Source organism: Halorubrum salinarum (genome assembly GCF_013267195.1).
Classification (GTDB): Archaea; Halobacteriota; Halobacteria; order Halobacteriales; family Haloferacaceae; genus Halorubrum; species Halorubrum salinarum.
Map to the genome: position 1 here is coordinate 1,297,873 of NZ_CP053941.1, position 15,965 is coordinate 1,313,837.

The window sequence follows — 15,965 nt, forward strand, 5'->3', positions numbered from 1 at the left end:
CGCCGCGTTGCCGGTCGAACCGGCCGAGCGGCCGTGACGAAACTGGTTTACGCCGGCCTGTCGAACGGTCGCGGCATGAAGGAGTACAAGATGCGACGCGGCGAGCATCTGGACGACCGCATGCCGGACCTGAAGGGCTCGATCGAGGAGTACTTCGGCGAGGTCACGGGCACCGAGGAGTGGGAGGGCCACGAGCTGTACGTCGTCTCGGACCCCGACAACCCCGTCTTCGACCGGATCGTCGCGGGCGCCGCCGAGTACGGGAGCAAGAAGGACAAGCTGGCGGTCCACTTCGAGGAGCGGCCCGCCGAGGACGTCATCGCCGAGGGCAACGCCGACGCCGCCGCCGACGCCGTCGACGCGAAAAACGAGTTCCTCCTGGAGGCGACCGGCCGCGACGCGAAGTCCCGCCGCGACTCGCTGAAGCGCGAAGTCGAGGACGACGCCCCCGACTACTGACCGGACCCCGCCGCCGTTTCTCGTCGACGCCCCGCTCCGAGAGCCGACGGCTTCGCGTTCGGTCGACCGTCGGAGACCGGCGGCGCGCGCCGGGGAGAGTGTCAGGATCGATCGATTAAATGTTTATTCAGATTTGAGTTAAAACTCCGCCAATCTTAACTCGGTCGGGGACGAAAGGCCTGTATGAGCATCGAGACGGTCGTGCTGGCGGTCGGGAGCGCAGACGAGAAACGGACCGAGCGGCTCGCGAACGAGCTCATCGCGCTCGCGGGGCCGGCGGACGCCGAGGTCGTGTTGACCCACGTGTTCGACGAGGAGGAGTTCGACGAGACGCGCGCGAGGCTCGGCTTCGACGCGGACGCGGAGAACGCGACGCCCGACGCGGTCGCGGGGCGACACAGGACCACCCGGGAGCTCTCGAACCTCCTCTCGGCGGCCGGCGTGCGACACTCGATCCGCGGCGCGGTCGGCGACCTCGCGACCGAGGTCGTCGAGACCGCAGAGGGGGTCGAGGCCGACCGCGTCGTCGTCGGCGGGCGCCGACGCTCGCCGACCGGGAAGGCCGTCTTCGGCAGCGCGGCCCAGGAGGTCATGCTCTCGGCCCCGTGTCCGGTGACGTTCGTCCGCGAGACCGCCTCGTAACGCGGCGTCGCGGGGGCGGTCGTCGGTACCCCCGGTCGACCGCCCGAAGCGTCCCTGTTAAGTGAGACGGGGTCGCGGTTACACCCGATGTACTACGTGGGCGTCGATCTCGGGGCGACGAACGTCCGAGCGGTCGTCGGCGACGAGACCGCGGCCGTCCTCGGCGCCGCGTCGCGAGGCACCCCGCGGGGACCGAACGGCATCGCCGTCACGGAGGCCGTCCTGGAGGTGGTCCGCGGAGCCTGTACCGACGCGGGGATCGCGCCGAGCGAGGCGGTCGCGGCGGGGATCGGCTCGATCGGCCCGCTCGACCTGGCCGAGGGGGTCGTCCAGGGGCCCGCGAACCTCCCGGACACCGTCGAGCGCATCCCCCTCGTCGGCCCCGTGGGCCGGCTGCTCGACACCGACGAGGTGTACCTCCACAACGACACCATCGCGGGCGTCATCGGCGAGCGGTTCCACTCCGAGCGCAACCCCGACGACATGGTGTATCTCACCATCTCCTCGGGGATCGGCGCCGGGGTGGCCGTCGACGGCAACGTGCTCTCCGGGTGGGACGGCAACGCCGGCGAGGTCGGCCACATGACCGTCGACCCGCACGGGTTCATGACCTGCGGCTGCGGGCTCGACGGCCACTGGGAGGGGTACTGCTCGGGGAACAACATCCCGAACTACGCCCGGGAGCTGTACGAGGAGGACCCGATCGAGACGAGCCTCCCGATCGAGGACCCGGACTTCTCCGCGGTCGACGTGTTCGAGGCCGCGGGCGAGGACACCTTCGCCGACCACGTGATCGACCAGGTCGCCCACTGGAACGCCATGGGGATCGCCAACGTCATCCACGCGTACGCCCCGCTCGTCGTGAGCGTCGGCGGCGCGGTCGCGCTCAACAACCCCGACCGCGTCCTCGACCCCATCCGCGAGAAGCTCCCGGAGATGGTGTTCATCAACGTCCCGGAGGTCCGGCTCACCGACCTCGGCGACGACGTCGTGGTGAAGGGGGCGCTCGCGAGCGCCCTGACGGACGGCACCGGCGACCGCTCTCGCGTCGAGACGCCGCCCTGACGGCGGCGAGCAGTTCGGACCGGGGGGCTACTGCTCGAACTCGTCGAGCTCCGGCGCCACGTCCTCGCCCACCGCGTCGCGCGTGTCGAGGTACGCGTCGCGGTACCGCCAGATCTTCCGGAGGAGGACGTACCCGAAGGTGCTCTGGAACACGAGGACGAAGCCGAACAGCGCGACGACCTGCGGGAGGCCGAGCAGCCCGGAGGCGACGCCGGTGACTGGGCCGACGAGCGTGTTGTACAGCGCGTGGATCGCCGCCGCGAGGACGAGCCCCTTGACGATGATCGGGCCGCGGTTCTCGGGGTTGAACTTCGCGAGCCCGAGGTAGTAGCCCGCGAACGCCGAGTAGACGACGTGACCCGGGCCCGCGAGCGCCCGGAGCGCGGCGATGCCGTCGCCCGCGCCGAGCGTCGCGATGCCCACCGACAGCTCCGCCATGTCGACGTTCTGGGCGATGTAGACGAAGTTCTCGATGACGACGAAGCCGAGGCCCGCGAGGGCGCCGTAGACGGCCCCGTCGATGACGGCGTCGAAGCGCTCGTCAGTGTAGGCGTACAGCCGCACCGCGAGCAGCTTCACCGTCTCCTCTATCGGGCCGACGACGACGAAGAAGAACACGACGAGCCCGGGGAAGCCGAACGGCCGGAAGTACGGCTGGAGCACGCTGTTCAGTATCGCCGCGAAGGTGGCGGTGAGGATGGAAAGCAGGAACGTCGCGACGAGCAGCGACAGCGGCTCGGCGGTCGTCACGTCGGACCGGTACACGTACGCGGCCAGGCCGAGGGCCGGGACGGCGGAGAGCCCGAGGAGGATGGCGATGGCCGGATCGAAGATGAGCCCCAGCCCGAACGAGCCGAGGATCGCCAGCAGTCCGACGAAGGCGACGAAGACGACCCCGGCCTTCGCCGACCGCGTCAGCAGCCAGTACAGGGCGACCGACAGCCCGTCGAGGGAGGTCCGCTCCTCCCACGTCGCGACGTCGTAGAGGTCGCGGTCGTCGTCGGCCCGGGACGCGATCGGGTCCTCCTCGGATGGCATGCGAGCGGATTACCCCCGCGGTGACTTAATCGTCGGTGTCGGCGGAAGACTCGCGGAGAGCCGAACGCGGCGCCGGCCCGGACCGCGCGGCGGCGGTCCCTCGGAGCGGTCGACGGAGCGGACGCGGCCGACAGGATTGAAACGACGGCGCCCGAAGGCGGAGTATGCACTTCGATCCTCGGGTCCAGCGCGCCCTCCGCGAGGCCGGGCTGGACGCGGACGCCGTCGCGGACGCCTCGGACCGCGTCGCCGAACTCGTCGCGCGGGACGCCGACCGCCTCCGGTCGTTCTTCGGCGCGGAGGGCCCCTACTACTCGGACATGGAGATGGCCCACAGCGCGGACGCGATCCAGGAGCACACGACCGCCGAGGTCGACCTGTTCACTCACGGGAGCGACCTCCGCGGCTACCTCTCGCTCGACGGCTGGGGCGTTCCGGTCGAGGACGGGCGGGTCCTCCGGGAGGACGACGGCGGCGAGTCGGTCGTCGTCGAGCTCTCGCTCGGCGACACGGTGAACGACCGGGTGCGGTTCGCGCGCGAGCGCGAGGAGCTGTGACGATGGCGCGGGCCCGCGTCCGCGGCATCTACGCGACGGCGCTCACCGCGCGCCTGCTCGACGCCGGCCACGAGGTGGTCGACGCCTCGCCGCCGATCCGCCGGCGGTTCGACGCCGCGTTCGGGACCGACTCGCCGGACGTTCGGGTCGAGACGAGCGGCGACCGGCAGGGCGTCGGCGCGCACGGCGACCCGGACGCGCTCGACGCGGTCCGCGACCTCTTGGTCGACGCCGGCCGCGACGCGCTCGCGTGGGCGGACCCGACGCCGCCCGGCGCGGTCCTCGACGGCGAGGTGACGGAGACGCTCGGCGGCGGCGCCGTCGTCGACCTCCGGGTCGGCGGCGAGGGGGGAGAGAGCGGCGGCAGCGGCGGGGCGGCCGACCCGCCCGCCACCGCCGCCGAGGGGTACCTCCCGTACGGCGCGGTCGACGCCCGGGTGGAGACGGGGGACGCGGTCCGCGTCCAGGTGCGCGAGTCCGCGGCGCCGTGGACCGACCGCCGCCCGGAGCTCGCCGGGGAGCTTCGGGTCGGCGGCGACCTCGTCGCGCTCGAACCGGGCTCCGGGACGCGGGTCGACGTCCGGGACGACGAGGCAGCCCGCGAGCTGTCGGGGATGCTCGACCTGCTCGACCTCGACCCGCCGGACGGGTGGCGCGCGGTGTGGCGACCCCCCGCGGTCGACGCCGACACCGAGGCGCTGAGCGCGGGCCTCGACGCGGCGGTCGACGCCGCCGAGGAACTGCGCGACGTGGTCGCGCCGGCGGACGCGGACGAGTCGGGGCTCGGCGTGCTCGACGACCGAGGGCGGCTCCGCGACGCGTCGGTCGCCGCGCCGAACGCCGGCGTCTGGGTCTGGTTCGGCCGCGAGAGCCGGTTCGGGCTGGACGACGCGCGCCGGGGCGCGACCGCGACGATGCCGGGCCACCACCGCGTGAAGGCGGGCTCGGCGGACGCCTCGGCCGGGGTCGACCTCGCGGAGGCGCTCTGTGACCCCGACCCCGACGCCGAGTTCCCGTTCGCGGTCGTGAGCGACGCGTTCGGGCCACGGGAGGGCGACGCGCTCCGGATCGACCACGGCAAGCCCGACGGGCGGCTGATCACCCTCGGCGAGGCGACCGTCACGGGGGTCGATCCCGACGGGACCGTCACCGTCGAGCGGGAGATGAGCGGCGGCGGCACCTACGACGGGCTCGGGGTCGACCGCGTGGCCGGCGACGTCGCCGAGACGAGCCTGAAGGAGGGGCGCTGGTGGTACCCGACGACGTACCGCGGCCGCGACGGGAGCGTCCGCGGGACGTACGTCAACGTCTGTACGCCCGTCGAGGTGTTCCCCGACGCGGCCCGCTACGTGGACCTCCACGTGGACGTGGTGAAGCGGCCGGACGGGACGGTCGAGCGCGTCGACGACGACGAGCTCGACGAGTCGGTCGCCGCCGGGCGCACGCCGGAGCCGCTGGCCGAGAAGGCGCGGCGCGTCGCGTCGGCGCTGGAGAACGCGCTGTAGCGACCGACCTGCGGACGGCACGGCGATCGACGGGGGCGTCTACTCGGTCGTTTCGAAATCCAATCACTTCGATTCGTTACAATAGCATTATTATTCATCGTATACACGGTGCTGACGGAATGCGTGAGAAACGATCACAGCAAACGTTGAGCGGGACGACGCGCCGCGGCTTCCTCGGGAGCGTGGGGGCGCTGGTGGCGGCGGCCGCCTACTCGCGGGACGTGTCGGCCGGCGACGCCGCGCCGGTGGCCAACGACGCCGACGACCCGGTTCAGACGATCGAGTCGCCGGACGGGTCGATCGCGGTGACGGTCGACGTCTCGGACGGCGTCCCGACCTACGAGGTCGCGCGGAACGGGACGACCTACGTCGGCCCGTCGCGGCTCGGGTTCGACTTCCGGAACCAGTCGGCGTTCGGCGCGAGCGCCGAGGGGTCGGACGGCCCGGTCGCGGTCACCGGGACGCTCCGCGCGGTCTCGACCGAGGAGTGGGAGCCGGTGTGGGGCGCCTACGACGAGGTTTCGGCCGAGTACAACGCCCTCAGCGTCGGGCTCGCGGACGCGGCCGCCGACGGCTCCCCCGCCGAGGACGGCCGCACCGCCACCCTCCAGGTCCGCGTGTTCGACGACGGGATCGGGTTCCGGACGGTGCTGCGCGAGGAGTTCGCGAGCAACTCCGAGAAGGCGGTGATCGACGCGGAGAACACCGGGGTCGACTTCGCGGACGACTACGACGCCTGGTGGATCGCGAACGCGGTGACGAACCCCCGGTTCGAGCAGGAGTACGCCGAGACGCCGCTGTCTGAGATCCCGGGCGGGGTCGAGAACCGGCGACCGAACGGCACGCCGATGCGAGAGGGCGCGCACACCCCGCTCACGGTGGACGCGGGCGACGCCTACCTCAGCGTCCACGAGGCGAACCTCGACGACTACGCGGCCGCGACGCTCGCGCCGCGGAGCGACGACGGCGGGACGGCGTTCACGACCGAGCTCACCCCGCTGCCCGACGGGTCGCGGGCCTCGCTCGACCTGCCGGCGGCGACGCCGTGGCGGACGATCCAGCTCGTCGACCGGCCGGGCGAGCTGATCGAGTCGCAGCTGGTGCCGCTGCTCTCCGACCCGCTCGACGAGGAGGCGCTGCCGACCGCCGGCGGCGCGCCCGACACCGACTGGATCGAGCCCCGCAAGTACGTCGGCATCTGGTGGACGATGATCGCGGGGCAGGCGAACTGGGAGTACAAGACCGACGACGAGATCGCCGGAAACGGCAACAACCCCGCCGCGTACATCCACGGCGCGCGGACGGAGCGCATGAAGCGCTACATGCGCTTCGCCAGCGAGAACGGCATCGACAGCGTCCTCGTCGAGGGGTGGAACCAGGGCTGGGACACCTACCCCGGCGACGGCACCGGCTTCGAGTTCGGCGTCGGCGGCTCCTACCCCGACTTCGACGTGCCGGAGGTGACCGGCTACGGCGCGGACCTCCCCGACCCAGTGGAGATGACGATTCACAACGAGACGGCGGGCAACGTTCCGCAGTACGAGTCGGCCGTCCTCGACGAGGACGTGTTCGCGGGCTACGAGGCCGAGGGGATCAACTCGATCAAGAACGGGTACGTCTCCGACCGCGGGCTCGGAATCGACGGCGACGGCGCCGACCCGACCCACAACCAGCACAACCAGCTCGCGGTGAACCACCACCGGCTCGTGATCCGCGAGGCGGCCGCGAACCGCCAGCTGCTGGAGATCCACGAGGGGATCAAGCCGACCGGCGAGATCCGCACCTACCCGAACGTGGCGAACCGCGAGGTCGTCAAGGCCCAGGAGTACGACGGGTTCGGTCAGCTCGGCTCGAACGTGGGCCGCGACCACCACGTCACGCTGCCGTTCACGCGGAACCTCGCCGGCCCGGTGAGCTACCAGCCGGGCATCTTCGACATCACGTTCGGCGACGACCGCGGCGACCAGATCCAGACGACGCGGGCGAAGCAGCTCGCGATGTACCCGACGTACCTCAGCGGCCTCCAGATGGCCGCCGACCGGATCGAGGGCTACGTCGACGAGACGTTCGGGGTCGGCGAGGCGCTCCAGGCCGCGGCCGGCGACCTCGACGGGCTCGTCACCGACGACTCGTGGCGGGACGCGTTCGGCACCAACTTCGTCGCCGTCGACCCCAACCGCGCGCCCAGCGGGTCGTCGGTCTCGTTCGCGGTCGAGGACGTGCCGAGCGCCGGGACGTACGACCTCCACCTGCGGTACGCGAGCGACGCCGAGGAGAACGCGGGCCGCGTGATCGACGCCGGCACGCCGCGCGCGACGCTCCGCGTCAACGACGCGCGCGAGACCATCGAGCCCGACTTCACCGACTACTGGGACGACTGGCAGGTGTTCACGACCGAGGTGGACCTCGACGCGGGCGACAACGAGGTCGCGATCGAGCTCGACTACGAGAGCGGCGACGACGGCTTCAGCGGCGACGTGGGCGGGTTCAACCTCAACGCCGTCGCCGTCACCGAGTCCGGCGAGCCGTCGCCGGTCCCGGCCGAGTACGAGGGGTACGTCCCCGAGAACGAGAACTTCGACGCCGAGCCCGAGTTCGGCTTCATCGAGTCGGTCCCGGCCGCCGGCTGGGACGAGACGCGCGTCGTCGGCTCCGCGATCGGCGACTACCTCGCGATCGCCCGCCGGCACGGCGACGAGTGGTACGTCGGCGCCATGACCGACGCCGACGGCCGCGCGGTCGACGTGCCGCTCGACTTCCTCGCGCCGGGGAACTCCGGCGACGCCCCCGGCAACGCCGGCGACGCGCCGGGGCGCGGCAAGGGGAAGGGCAAGGGCCGCGGTAACGGAAACGGCAAGGGCAACGGAAACGGCCGCGGGACGGGCCGGAACGGGCCGAAGTACGTCGCGGAGATCTACTCGGACGCGGTCGGCACGGGCGTCGACCGCGACCCGACCGGGGTCCGCATCGACGAAGCGATCGTCACGCCCGACGCGACCCTGCTCGCGTCGCTCGCGCCGAGCGGCGGGACGGCGGTGAAACTGCGCCCGGCGCGGGGCCGCGAGGTCAAGCGGCTCCCGGAGTACGAGCGGCCGGAGCAGGAGTTGACGGTCGACATCGCCGACGAGGCCGACCTCAACGAGTCGTTCATCACGGCGACCGGTTCCAACGACACCGATTTCGTTGGGGGGACCACGGTAGAGATCGTCCTCGATGGCGAGGTCGCGGCGGTCGGTAACGTCAGACTCCCGCCGAACACGACGGACGAGACGGTGGATGTCGGCTTCAGCACCGCACGGATCGGGACTTTCGATGTTGTCGTCCGCGAAGCCGACAGCGGCGACGAACTGGCCTCAGAGAGCGTTACGATCGCTCCCGGCGACCTCGTCGCCGAGTTCACCGACCCGCAGGGCGACGACGACGGGCCGGGAGGGTACACCTACCCCACGGGCGGCGACTTCCAAGACGGCGCGTTCGACCTGCGCTCGTTCCGGGTTCTGGAGACGGACGAAGAGTACCGGTTCGCCTTCGAGGTGGAGAACCTGTACGACACGTTCGGCGGGACGTTCTCGCCACACTACTTCCTCGTCTACCTCCGCGATCCCGACGCGAGCGGCGGGCGGACGACCGCGCTCGACGACCTCGGGCTCACCGCTGAGTTCGCACAGCCGTGGCAGTACCGGCTCGACGCCAGCGGGTTCGGTACGGGCTTCGCGGACGCGAGCGGGGAGAACGTCGCCACGCCGGAGGTGTTCGCTAGCTTCGAGTCGAACACGGCCGTAGTCTCGATCCCGAAGTCGGCGGTCGGCGACGCCAATATTGCGGACTGGGAGGTGGTCCCGATCGTCGGGTCGGAGGACCGAGGGAGCCTGCGCGGAATCGCGGTCGAGGCGAGCACGTTCGTCTTCGGCGGCGCCAAGCAGGACGCCGTCGGGAACACGCCGCGCGTGATCGACATGATCACGCCGGAGGGAACGTCGCAGTCCGACGCGCTCGCCTACGACGCCAATACGCTCGCCTCGCTGCCGTTCACGCCGCTGTAGGGGAGAAGAGAGACGCGACGGGAGCGCCCGTCGCGTTCAGAAGTGGTTCGCGGACTCGGTCTCGTGTTTGAGTTCGCCGCCGCGGCCGCCCTCGACGGTCGAGGCGCCGTTGTCGCCGGAGGAGGCGGTCCGGACGGTGACGTCGTCGACCTCCTCGAAGTCCATGATGAGGTCGCGACGGATGTTGTCGGCGGTGATGTTCGAGATGCCGCACCCGGAGCAGGTGCCGCCGAGTTCGACGACGACCTCGCCGGTCTCGGGGTCCGCCTCGCGCACGACGCTCGTGCCGCCGTGCATCTGGATGATCGGCATCTGTCCGACCATCCACTGCTCTACCCGGTCCGCGAGGCTCTCGTCGCTCTCGTCGCTCATTACCCCTCGTACATCGCCGACGGTATGGAAAGTTGCGGTTTACGAGCGGCCGGACGCGGCGAAAGGAACTGTGTCATCGTCGATGAGACGGAACGATGCCGAGAGGGACCGTGACGGGGCGCGTCCGCGTCGCCCGCTATCGCTCCGGGTCGTCGCCCGGGTCCGCCGACTCCCCGGACTGGCTGGGGAGTTGCGTGGGGTCGGCGGCGGCGTCGCCGTTCATCGAGTCGTCGCGTTCGAGCAGGTAGAGGAGCGGGCCGAGCGCGGTCAACACGAGGACGCCGGGGAGCGGGGCGTCGGGGACGAGGACGAACGTGACGATGCTCGCGCCGCCGGTGAGGACGACGAGCGCGGCCCAGGCCGCCGGCGAGCCGAGGTCGACGCCGACGCGGGCGGCGTCGCGGTAGACGGCCGCGGCGATCAGCGCGACGGCGACGGCCCCGCCGCCGCCGACGAGCGCCGTGGTGACGGTCATGCGATCGGTTGGAGCGAGACGCGAAAAAGGGTGTCGCGAGCGGACGTGGTGAGAGAAGACGGAAGAGAGGGAGAGTACGCGGCGCTACGGCGCCTCGCCGGTCTCGATGCTGAAGGAGTCGCGGGGGTAGGCGACGCAGGTGAGCGTGTAGCCGTCGTCGATCTCGGCCTCTTCGAGCATCTGCTGGTTGTCGTGCTCGACGAAGTCCTCGCTCGGCCCGTCGGCGATCCGGCCGGCACAGGAGACGCACTGGCCCTGTCGGCAGGCGTACGGGAGGTCCCAGCCCTCGTCTTCGCCCTGTTCGAGGATGGGCTCGTCGTTGGAGAGCTCGACCGTCTCCCCCTGCTTGACGAACTCGACCTCGAAGTACTCCACCTCGTCTTCGGGGATGTCGCCGGGGCCGGAGCTGACGGTGCCGCCCTCTTCGAGCTCGCCCTCCTCGCCCTCGGCGCCGCCGGCCGGGATGGCGCCGCCGCCGCCACCGCCGCCGACGGCGCGGTTACCCGGCTCCGGGAACTCCGTCTCGGGGACCGCGGACGCGCGGTGTTCGAGGACTTCTTCCGAGATGTCGGTCGTGGGTTCCCACCCCGTCCCCTTCACCGAGGTGACGAGGACCACGAGCAGCGTCGCGACCGCCGCGAGCACGATCGCTGGGGGATTCACGATCGCCACGAGCACGATCGCCAGTGGGTTGAGCATACGAAGGGATATGGAGAGGTGGTTTAAGGCCGTTTTGATCGGTCCAACGAGTCGAGACCGGCGTCAGGGGCGACAGCGCGGAGCGATCGCCGACCGCCACGACCGGGAGCGGTCCATTTATCGGCCGAGCGGTCGACGGGACGCGCATGGAAGTGAAATCCCGGCACCACCTCCGGAGCGACGAGATCACGGCGATCCGCGAGGCGGTCGCCGACCACCTCGGGGTCGACATCGAGGGGGACACCTTCGAGTTCGTGGAGTTCGTCGACGCCGGCTACGAACTCGTCTTGATGGACGGCGACCCCGCCGTCTTCTACGTCGACGACGACGAGCCGTTCCTCACCGTTCGGGGCGCGAACGACTTCGACCCGGAGACCGGCGTCGTCACGGTCGACGCCGGCGCGATCTCGTTCGTCTCCGACGGCGCCGACGTGATGCGCCCGGGCATCGTCGAGGCCGACCAGACGATCCGGGAGGGAGACCTGGTCGTGATCGCCGAGGAGACCCACGGGAAGGTGCTGGCCGTGGGGCGCGCGCTGGCCGACGGCGACGACATGGTCGGCGACAGCGGGAAGGTGGTCCGGTCGATCCACCACGTCGGCGACGACCTCTACGAGTTCTCGGTCTGACCTGACCGCCCCGCGGTCGGTCGGAGCGTCAGTCGACCGGACAGCGGTCGATCCCGAGCGCCCGGTACAGCAGACACCGGCGGGTGGCGCCCTCGACGACCAAGACGACGCCGATCACCCCGAGGCCGACCGCGGAGAAGACCGGGACGCTGATCGCCCCGACGGCGACGGCGACAGCGAGGACCGCGACGGCGACCCCCGCGACGACGCGGACGAGGGCGTCGATCCGACCGACGTTGCGCTTCATACGCGTTTCCCGGGCCTCGGCCGCGATAAATCCCCCGCGCCGATCGGGCCGCCCGCCGGGCGGGGCACTCCCCGCCTTTTAATCGCCTCGCCCGCGAGGCCCGACGTAATGACCGCGATTCGGGTGTTAAGCTACAACGTCCGCTACGCCAACCGGGGCGACCACCACGACGCCTGGCACGACCGCCGGGACGCGGTGGGGCGGCTCGTTCGGTTTCACCGGCCCGACGTCGCCGCCTTCCAGGAGCCGCTGCCCGAGCAGCGGCGCGACCTGCGCGAGCGGCTCCCGGGGTACGAGTTCGTCGGGCGGGGGCGCGAGGCGGACGGCGAGGGCGAGGGGTGCCCCGTCGCTGTGCGGAGCGACCGCTGGGAGGTCGTCGACGACGGGACGTTCTGGCTCTCCGAGACGCCCGACGAGCCGTCGACCGGGTGGGACGCCTCCCACCCGCGGATCGCGACGTGGGCCCGGGTGCGCGCCGTCGACGGGGACGCGGCGCTCCGCGTCGTCAACACGCACTTCGACCACGTGAGCGCCCGCGCGCGGCGCGAGTCCGCGCGCCTGCTCCGCGAGCGGCTGCCGACGATAGCGACGGCGGACGAGGACGGCGCCGACGCGAAGGCGCCGCTCGTCCTCGTCGGCGACCTCAACTGCACGCCGGGCTCCGACCCGCACGGGATCCTCCTCGGTGATGAGTCCGGCGTTGAAGACGGCGCTCCGTCGGGCGACGCCCCCTCGCTCCGGGACGCCGCGGCCGAGGCGGACCTCCGGCATGGCCCGACTACGAGCCTCACCGACTTCGCGCGCCTCATCGACGGCCGTCGGATCGACCACGCGCTCGTCTCTCCGGAGGTGTCGGTCGAGGCGTTCGCGACGCTCGCGGACCGGGACGACCGCGGCCGGTACCCCTCCGACCACCTGCCGATCCTCGCGCGGCTGTCGGTGTAGCGAGGGCCCGCTACTCGTCGGCGGCGCCGTCGGCCGCGCCCCCGTCGTCGTCGCTCTCGTCGTCCGCCCCGTCCTCCTCCTCGGCGTACTTCTCCAGGATGGTCTCGTAGCCGCGCTTGGCGGTCTCGTACGTCTCGCGGAGGTCCGCGACCGGCGTCTCGCTCGCGTCGACCCGGAGGTCGTTGTAGTAGGGGTCGTCCGCCTCCTCCTCGGTGTTCCGTACGAGCAGCGCCGCGGACTGGACCTCGAGGTCCTCGCGCTTGTCGCCGCCGGCGGCGTGGCCCGCCGCGAGGGCGTCGATCAGCCGCTCGGCGAGCGGCGCGTCGCCGTGCGCGTCCGACTCGTAGGCGGCCGCGGTGTCCGCGATCACGTCCTCGCCCGTCAGGAGGTTGCCCGCGACGGTGTAGTTCTCGCCCTCGCAGTGGCCGTACCAGTCGTTACACTCGTCGCCGGAGAACGCGAACGTCCCGTCGGCGTCGACGCCGTGGAGCTGGCGCTGGGCGCTCCCGTCGTCGGCGTTCAGGAGCGCCTGCAGGGCGTCGTCGACCGCGAGCCCGTCGCCGAGGTACTCGACCCCCTTCCGCCCCAGTTCGACGTTGACGAGCGACTGGGTCGCCACCGCGCCGTCGGACGACGCGAAGGGGCACAGCGTGCCGACGCCCGGCAGGCGGGTGGTCACCGCCACGCCGAAGCGGATCTGGTCGTCGCCGCCCTCGTCGGTGTACCGCTCGCGAACGCAGATGCTGAACGTCACACCGGTTCTGCGGCGGCGACTCGCAAAAGGGTGCCCTCCGGGGCCGATGGTTCCGGTTCTCGGCCGGCGCTCGCGAGCGGCGACCGCAGCCGCGACGCGCCGCGTCCGGACCGCGCGCGAGGGCTTCGCGGGGGGTCGCGACGCGCCCCCGCCGTCGATCTCACGAGCCGCTGATAAGACCGACTGACGGACCGTCGGCGAACCGGCCGGATCCGACGAGGGCGAGGGCGCCGGACGGATCGTGGCGGGTGTCAACTGGCGACATACTTATCCGTGCCAATCCCTCCCACATATATAGCCTCGGATACGGGCGAGGCGTCCACCGGCACCGACGCGCACTCCGACGACGCGCCGCTCGCGGCTCGACGAGTTGCCGACACGCGCACGGAGAGCCACTGCTCCGGCCGTCGCGTCGCACGCCGGCGACACCGCCTCGCGGTCCGAGCGAACGTGATACGATGGCAGACCGACACACGCTCGAACGGCTCAGCGAGGAGTACCGGACGGAGGTCCCCGACGACCTCAGAGCGGCGCGCTCGTTCGACTGGTACCTCGACGCGCTGTACGACGACCCCGAGATCGCACGGAACGCACATCAGCGCGTCGCGGACATGTTCGACCACTACGGGACGCGCTACGACGAGGAACACGGCGTCGTCGAGTACGCGCTCGCCGCCGAGGACCCGCTCCACGACGGCGAGAACGTCTTCTACGGTCGGGAGGTCCACGAGGCGATCCACGAGTTCGTCAACAAGGTGAAGTCGGGGGCCCGCGGGCTCGGCCCCGAGAAGCGGATCAAGCTCCTCTTGGGCCCGGTCGGCTCCGGCAAGTCGCACTTCGACTGGCTGGTGCGCCGCTACTTCGAGGCGTACACCCGCGAGGACGCCGGGCGGATGTACACCTTCCGCTGGGTCGACCTCTGTTCGGTGATCGACGACCAGGACCCGGACGACGACGTGGTCCGCTCGCCGATGAGCCAGGACCCGCTCGTCCTCCTCCCGAAGCCGCAGCGCCAGGCGGTGATCGACGACCTCAACGAGCGGCTCGACGCGCCATACACGCTGCGGAACGACCAGCACCCCGACCCGGCCTCGGAGTTCTACCTGAACGAGCTGCTCGCGCACTACGACGACGACCTCCAGCGCGTCCTCGACGAGCACGTCGAGGTCGTCCGGCTCGTCGCCGACGAGAATCGCCGGCAGTCCATCGAGACGTTCGAGCCGAAAGACAAGAAGAACCAGGACGAGACCGAGCTCACCGGCGACGTCAACTACGCGAAGCTCGCCGTCTACGGCGAGTCCGACCCGCGCGCGTTCGACTACGCCGGCGCGTTCTGTAACGCGAACCGCGGGCTGTTCTCCGGCGAGGAGCTGTTGAAGCTCCAGCGGGAGTTCCTCTACGACTTCCTCCACGCCTCTCAGGAGTCGACGATCAAGCCGAAGAACAACCCGCGGATCGACATCGACCAGGTGATCGTCGGTCGGACGAACATGCCGGAGTACCGCGAGAAGACCGGCGACGAGAAGATGGAGGCGTTCAACGACCGGACCAAGCGGATCGACTACCCGTACGTGTTAGAGTACGAGAGCGAGGCGAAGATCTACGAGAAGATGCTCGCCAACGCCGACGTGCCCAACGTCCACGTCGAGCCGCACGCCTTGGAGATGGCCGGGCTCTTCGGCGTGCTCACTCGCCTTGAGGAGCCGACCGACGAGACGGTGACGCTCGTCGAGAAGGCGAAGGCGTACAACGGCGAGCTGGAGGACGAGGAGATCGACCGGCGGAAGCTCCGCGAGGACGCCGCCGAGTCCGCCGACATCGGCGAGGGGATGGACGGCATCTCCGCGCGGTTCGTCGGCGACGAGATCGCCGAGGCGATCATGGACGCCACCCACCGCGACCGCAGCCACCTCTCCCCGCTGTCCGTCTTCGACCACTTCGAGGCGAACCTCGGCGGCCACGGGTCGATCGCGGCCGAGGACCTCGACCGCTACGAGCGCCTGCTCGACCTGGTCCGCGAGGAGTACCGGGAGCGCGCCATCGAGGACGTGCGCCACGCGCTGGCGTACGACGTCGACGAGCTCCGCCGGCAGGGCGAGAAGTACATGGACCACGTGATGGCGTACATCGACGACGACACCGTCGACGACGAGCTGACGGGCCGGGAGACGGAGCCGGACGAGACGTTCCTGCGCGCCGTCGAAGAGCAGCTCGACGTGCCGTCCGACCGGAAGGACGACTTCCGGCAGGAGGTGTCGAACTGGGTGTCCCGGCGCGCCCGCGAGGGCCGCGGGTTCGACCCGCAGGAGAACGACCGGCTCCGCCGGGCCCTCGAACGGAAGCTGTGGGAGGACAAGAAGCACAACATCAACTTCTCGGCGCTGGTGTCCGCGACCGACCTCGACGACGAGGACCGGAGCGCGTGGGTCGACGCCTTGGTCGACCGGGGCTACTCCGAGGACGGCGCCGCGGAGGTGCTGGAGTACGCGGGCGCGGCGGTCGCGCGCTCGGAGATGGCGGACGACGGAGACTGAG

Annotated in this window: 15 protein-coding genes; 9 read left to right on the forward strand and 6 right to left on the reverse strand. The window is 71.1% G+C overall.

Features of this window, described 5'->3' with window-relative positions; translation table 11 throughout:
• Positions 1–75: 75 nt before the first annotated feature.
• The 3 genes from HPS36_RS06535 (at position 76) to HPS36_RS06545 (ending at position 2,166) form a co-directional block, all read left to right on the forward strand.
• A complete protein-coding gene (locus HPS36_RS06535; RefSeq protein WP_053770223.1) occupies positions 76–459 on the forward strand; it encodes a DUF5611 family protein in 384 nt (127 codons plus the stop codon).
• Between the two features lie 183 nt (positions 460–642).
• The gene (locus HPS36_RS06540) at positions 643–1,101 is read left to right on the forward strand and encodes a universal stress protein (RefSeq protein ID WP_121563427.1); all 459 of its coding nucleotides are present in this window, start codon (positions 643–645) and stop codon (positions 1,099–1,101) included.
• Between the two features lie 87 nt (positions 1,102–1,188).
• Entirely contained in the window at positions 1,189–2,166 is a 978-nt protein-coding gene (locus HPS36_RS06545) for an ROK family protein (protein ID WP_173229266.1), read from the forward strand.
• A gap of 27 nt (positions 2,167–2,193) precedes the next feature.
• Here HPS36_RS06545 and HPS36_RS06550 read toward each other — a convergent pair whose 3' ends face one another.
• The gene (locus tag HPS36_RS06550; protein ID WP_173229267.1) at positions 2,194–3,204 is read right to left on the reverse strand and encodes a PrsW family intramembrane metalloprotease; all 1,011 of its coding nucleotides are present in this window, start codon (positions 3,202–3,204) and stop codon (positions 2,194–2,196) included.
• 164 nt (positions 3,205–3,368) lie between these two features.
• On the opposite strand from HPS36_RS06550, the gene HPS36_RS06555 reads away from it, so the two are divergent.
• The 3 genes from HPS36_RS06555 to HPS36_RS06565 all read left to right on the forward strand — a co-directional run bounded on the left by HPS36_RS06555 (position 3,369) and on the right by HPS36_RS06565 (position 9,309).
• A complete protein-coding gene (locus tag HPS36_RS06555; protein ID WP_173229269.1) occupies positions 3,369–3,761 on the forward strand; it encodes a DUF7532 family protein in 393 nt (130 codons plus the stop codon).
• Positions 3,762–3,763: 2 nt separating this feature from the next.
• On the forward strand, positions 3,764–5,266 hold the full coding sequence (locus HPS36_RS06560; protein WP_173229271.1) for a DUF402 domain-containing protein: 1,503 nt from the start codon (positions 3,764–3,766) through the stop codon (positions 5,264–5,266).
• Positions 5,267–5,448: 182 nt separating this feature from the next.
• The gene (locus HPS36_RS06565; protein WP_222595383.1) at positions 5,449–9,309 is read left to right on the forward strand and encodes a glycoside hydrolase family 97 catalytic domain-containing protein; all 3,861 of its coding nucleotides are present in this window, start codon (positions 5,449–5,451) and stop codon (positions 9,307–9,309) included.
• Between the two features lie 36 nt (positions 9,310–9,345).
• On the opposite strand, the gene HPS36_RS06570 is transcribed toward HPS36_RS06565, so the two are convergent.
• The 3 genes from HPS36_RS06570 to HPS36_RS06580 all read right to left on the reverse strand — a co-directional run bounded on the left by HPS36_RS06570 (position 9,346) and on the right by HPS36_RS06580 (position 10,855).
• Positions 9,346–9,681 carry a NifU family protein gene (locus HPS36_RS06570; protein ID WP_053770229.1) on the reverse strand — a complete coding sequence of 112 codons (336 nt, stop codon included), beginning with the start codon at positions 9,679–9,681 and terminating at the stop codon, positions 9,346–9,348.
• A 136-nt stretch (positions 9,682–9,817) separates the two neighbouring features.
• Positions 9,818–10,156 carry a hypothetical protein gene (locus HPS36_RS06575; RefSeq protein ID WP_173229275.1) on the reverse strand — a complete coding sequence of 113 codons (339 nt, stop codon included), beginning with the start codon at positions 10,154–10,156 and terminating at the stop codon, positions 9,818–9,820.
• A gap of 84 nt (positions 10,157–10,240) precedes the next feature.
• Entirely contained in the window at positions 10,241–10,855 is a 615-nt protein-coding gene (locus HPS36_RS06580) for a 2Fe-2S iron-sulfur cluster-binding protein (protein WP_121563420.1), read from the reverse strand.
• A 146-nt stretch (positions 10,856–11,001) separates the two neighbouring features.
• Between HPS36_RS06580 and HPS36_RS06585 the strand changes: the two genes are divergently transcribed.
• The gene (locus tag HPS36_RS06585) at positions 11,002–11,484 is read left to right on the forward strand and encodes an RNA-binding protein (RefSeq protein WP_173229277.1); all 483 of its coding nucleotides are present in this window, start codon (positions 11,002–11,004) and stop codon (positions 11,482–11,484) included.
• A gap of 28 nt (positions 11,485–11,512) precedes the next feature.
• Here the strand turns inward: HPS36_RS06585 and HPS36_RS06590 are convergent, their stop codons facing one another.
• The gene (locus HPS36_RS06590) at positions 11,513–11,731 is read right to left on the reverse strand and encodes a YgaP-like transmembrane domain (RefSeq protein ID WP_137717864.1); all 219 of its coding nucleotides are present in this window, start codon (positions 11,729–11,731) and stop codon (positions 11,513–11,515) included.
• Positions 11,732–11,839: 108 nt separating this feature from the next.
• Between HPS36_RS06590 and HPS36_RS06595 the strand changes: the two genes are divergently transcribed.
• Entirely contained in the window at positions 11,840–12,676 is an 837-nt protein-coding gene (locus HPS36_RS06595; protein WP_173229279.1) for an endonuclease/exonuclease/phosphatase family protein, read from the forward strand.
• A gap of 10 nt (positions 12,677–12,686) precedes the next feature.
• Here HPS36_RS06595 and HPS36_RS06600 read toward each other — a convergent pair whose 3' ends face one another.
• Entirely contained in the window at positions 12,687–13,430 is a 744-nt protein-coding gene (locus HPS36_RS06600) for a DUF1028 domain-containing protein (RefSeq protein WP_173229281.1), read from the reverse strand.
• A gap of 458 nt (positions 13,431–13,888) precedes the next feature.
• Between HPS36_RS06600 and HPS36_RS06605 the strand changes: the two genes are divergently transcribed.
• Positions 13,889–15,964 carry a PrkA family serine protein kinase gene (locus tag HPS36_RS06605; protein WP_173229283.1) on the forward strand — a complete coding sequence of 692 codons (2,076 nt, stop codon included), beginning with the start codon at positions 13,889–13,891 and terminating at the stop codon, positions 15,962–15,964.
• The last annotated feature ends 1 nt before the right edge of the window (position 15,965 follow it).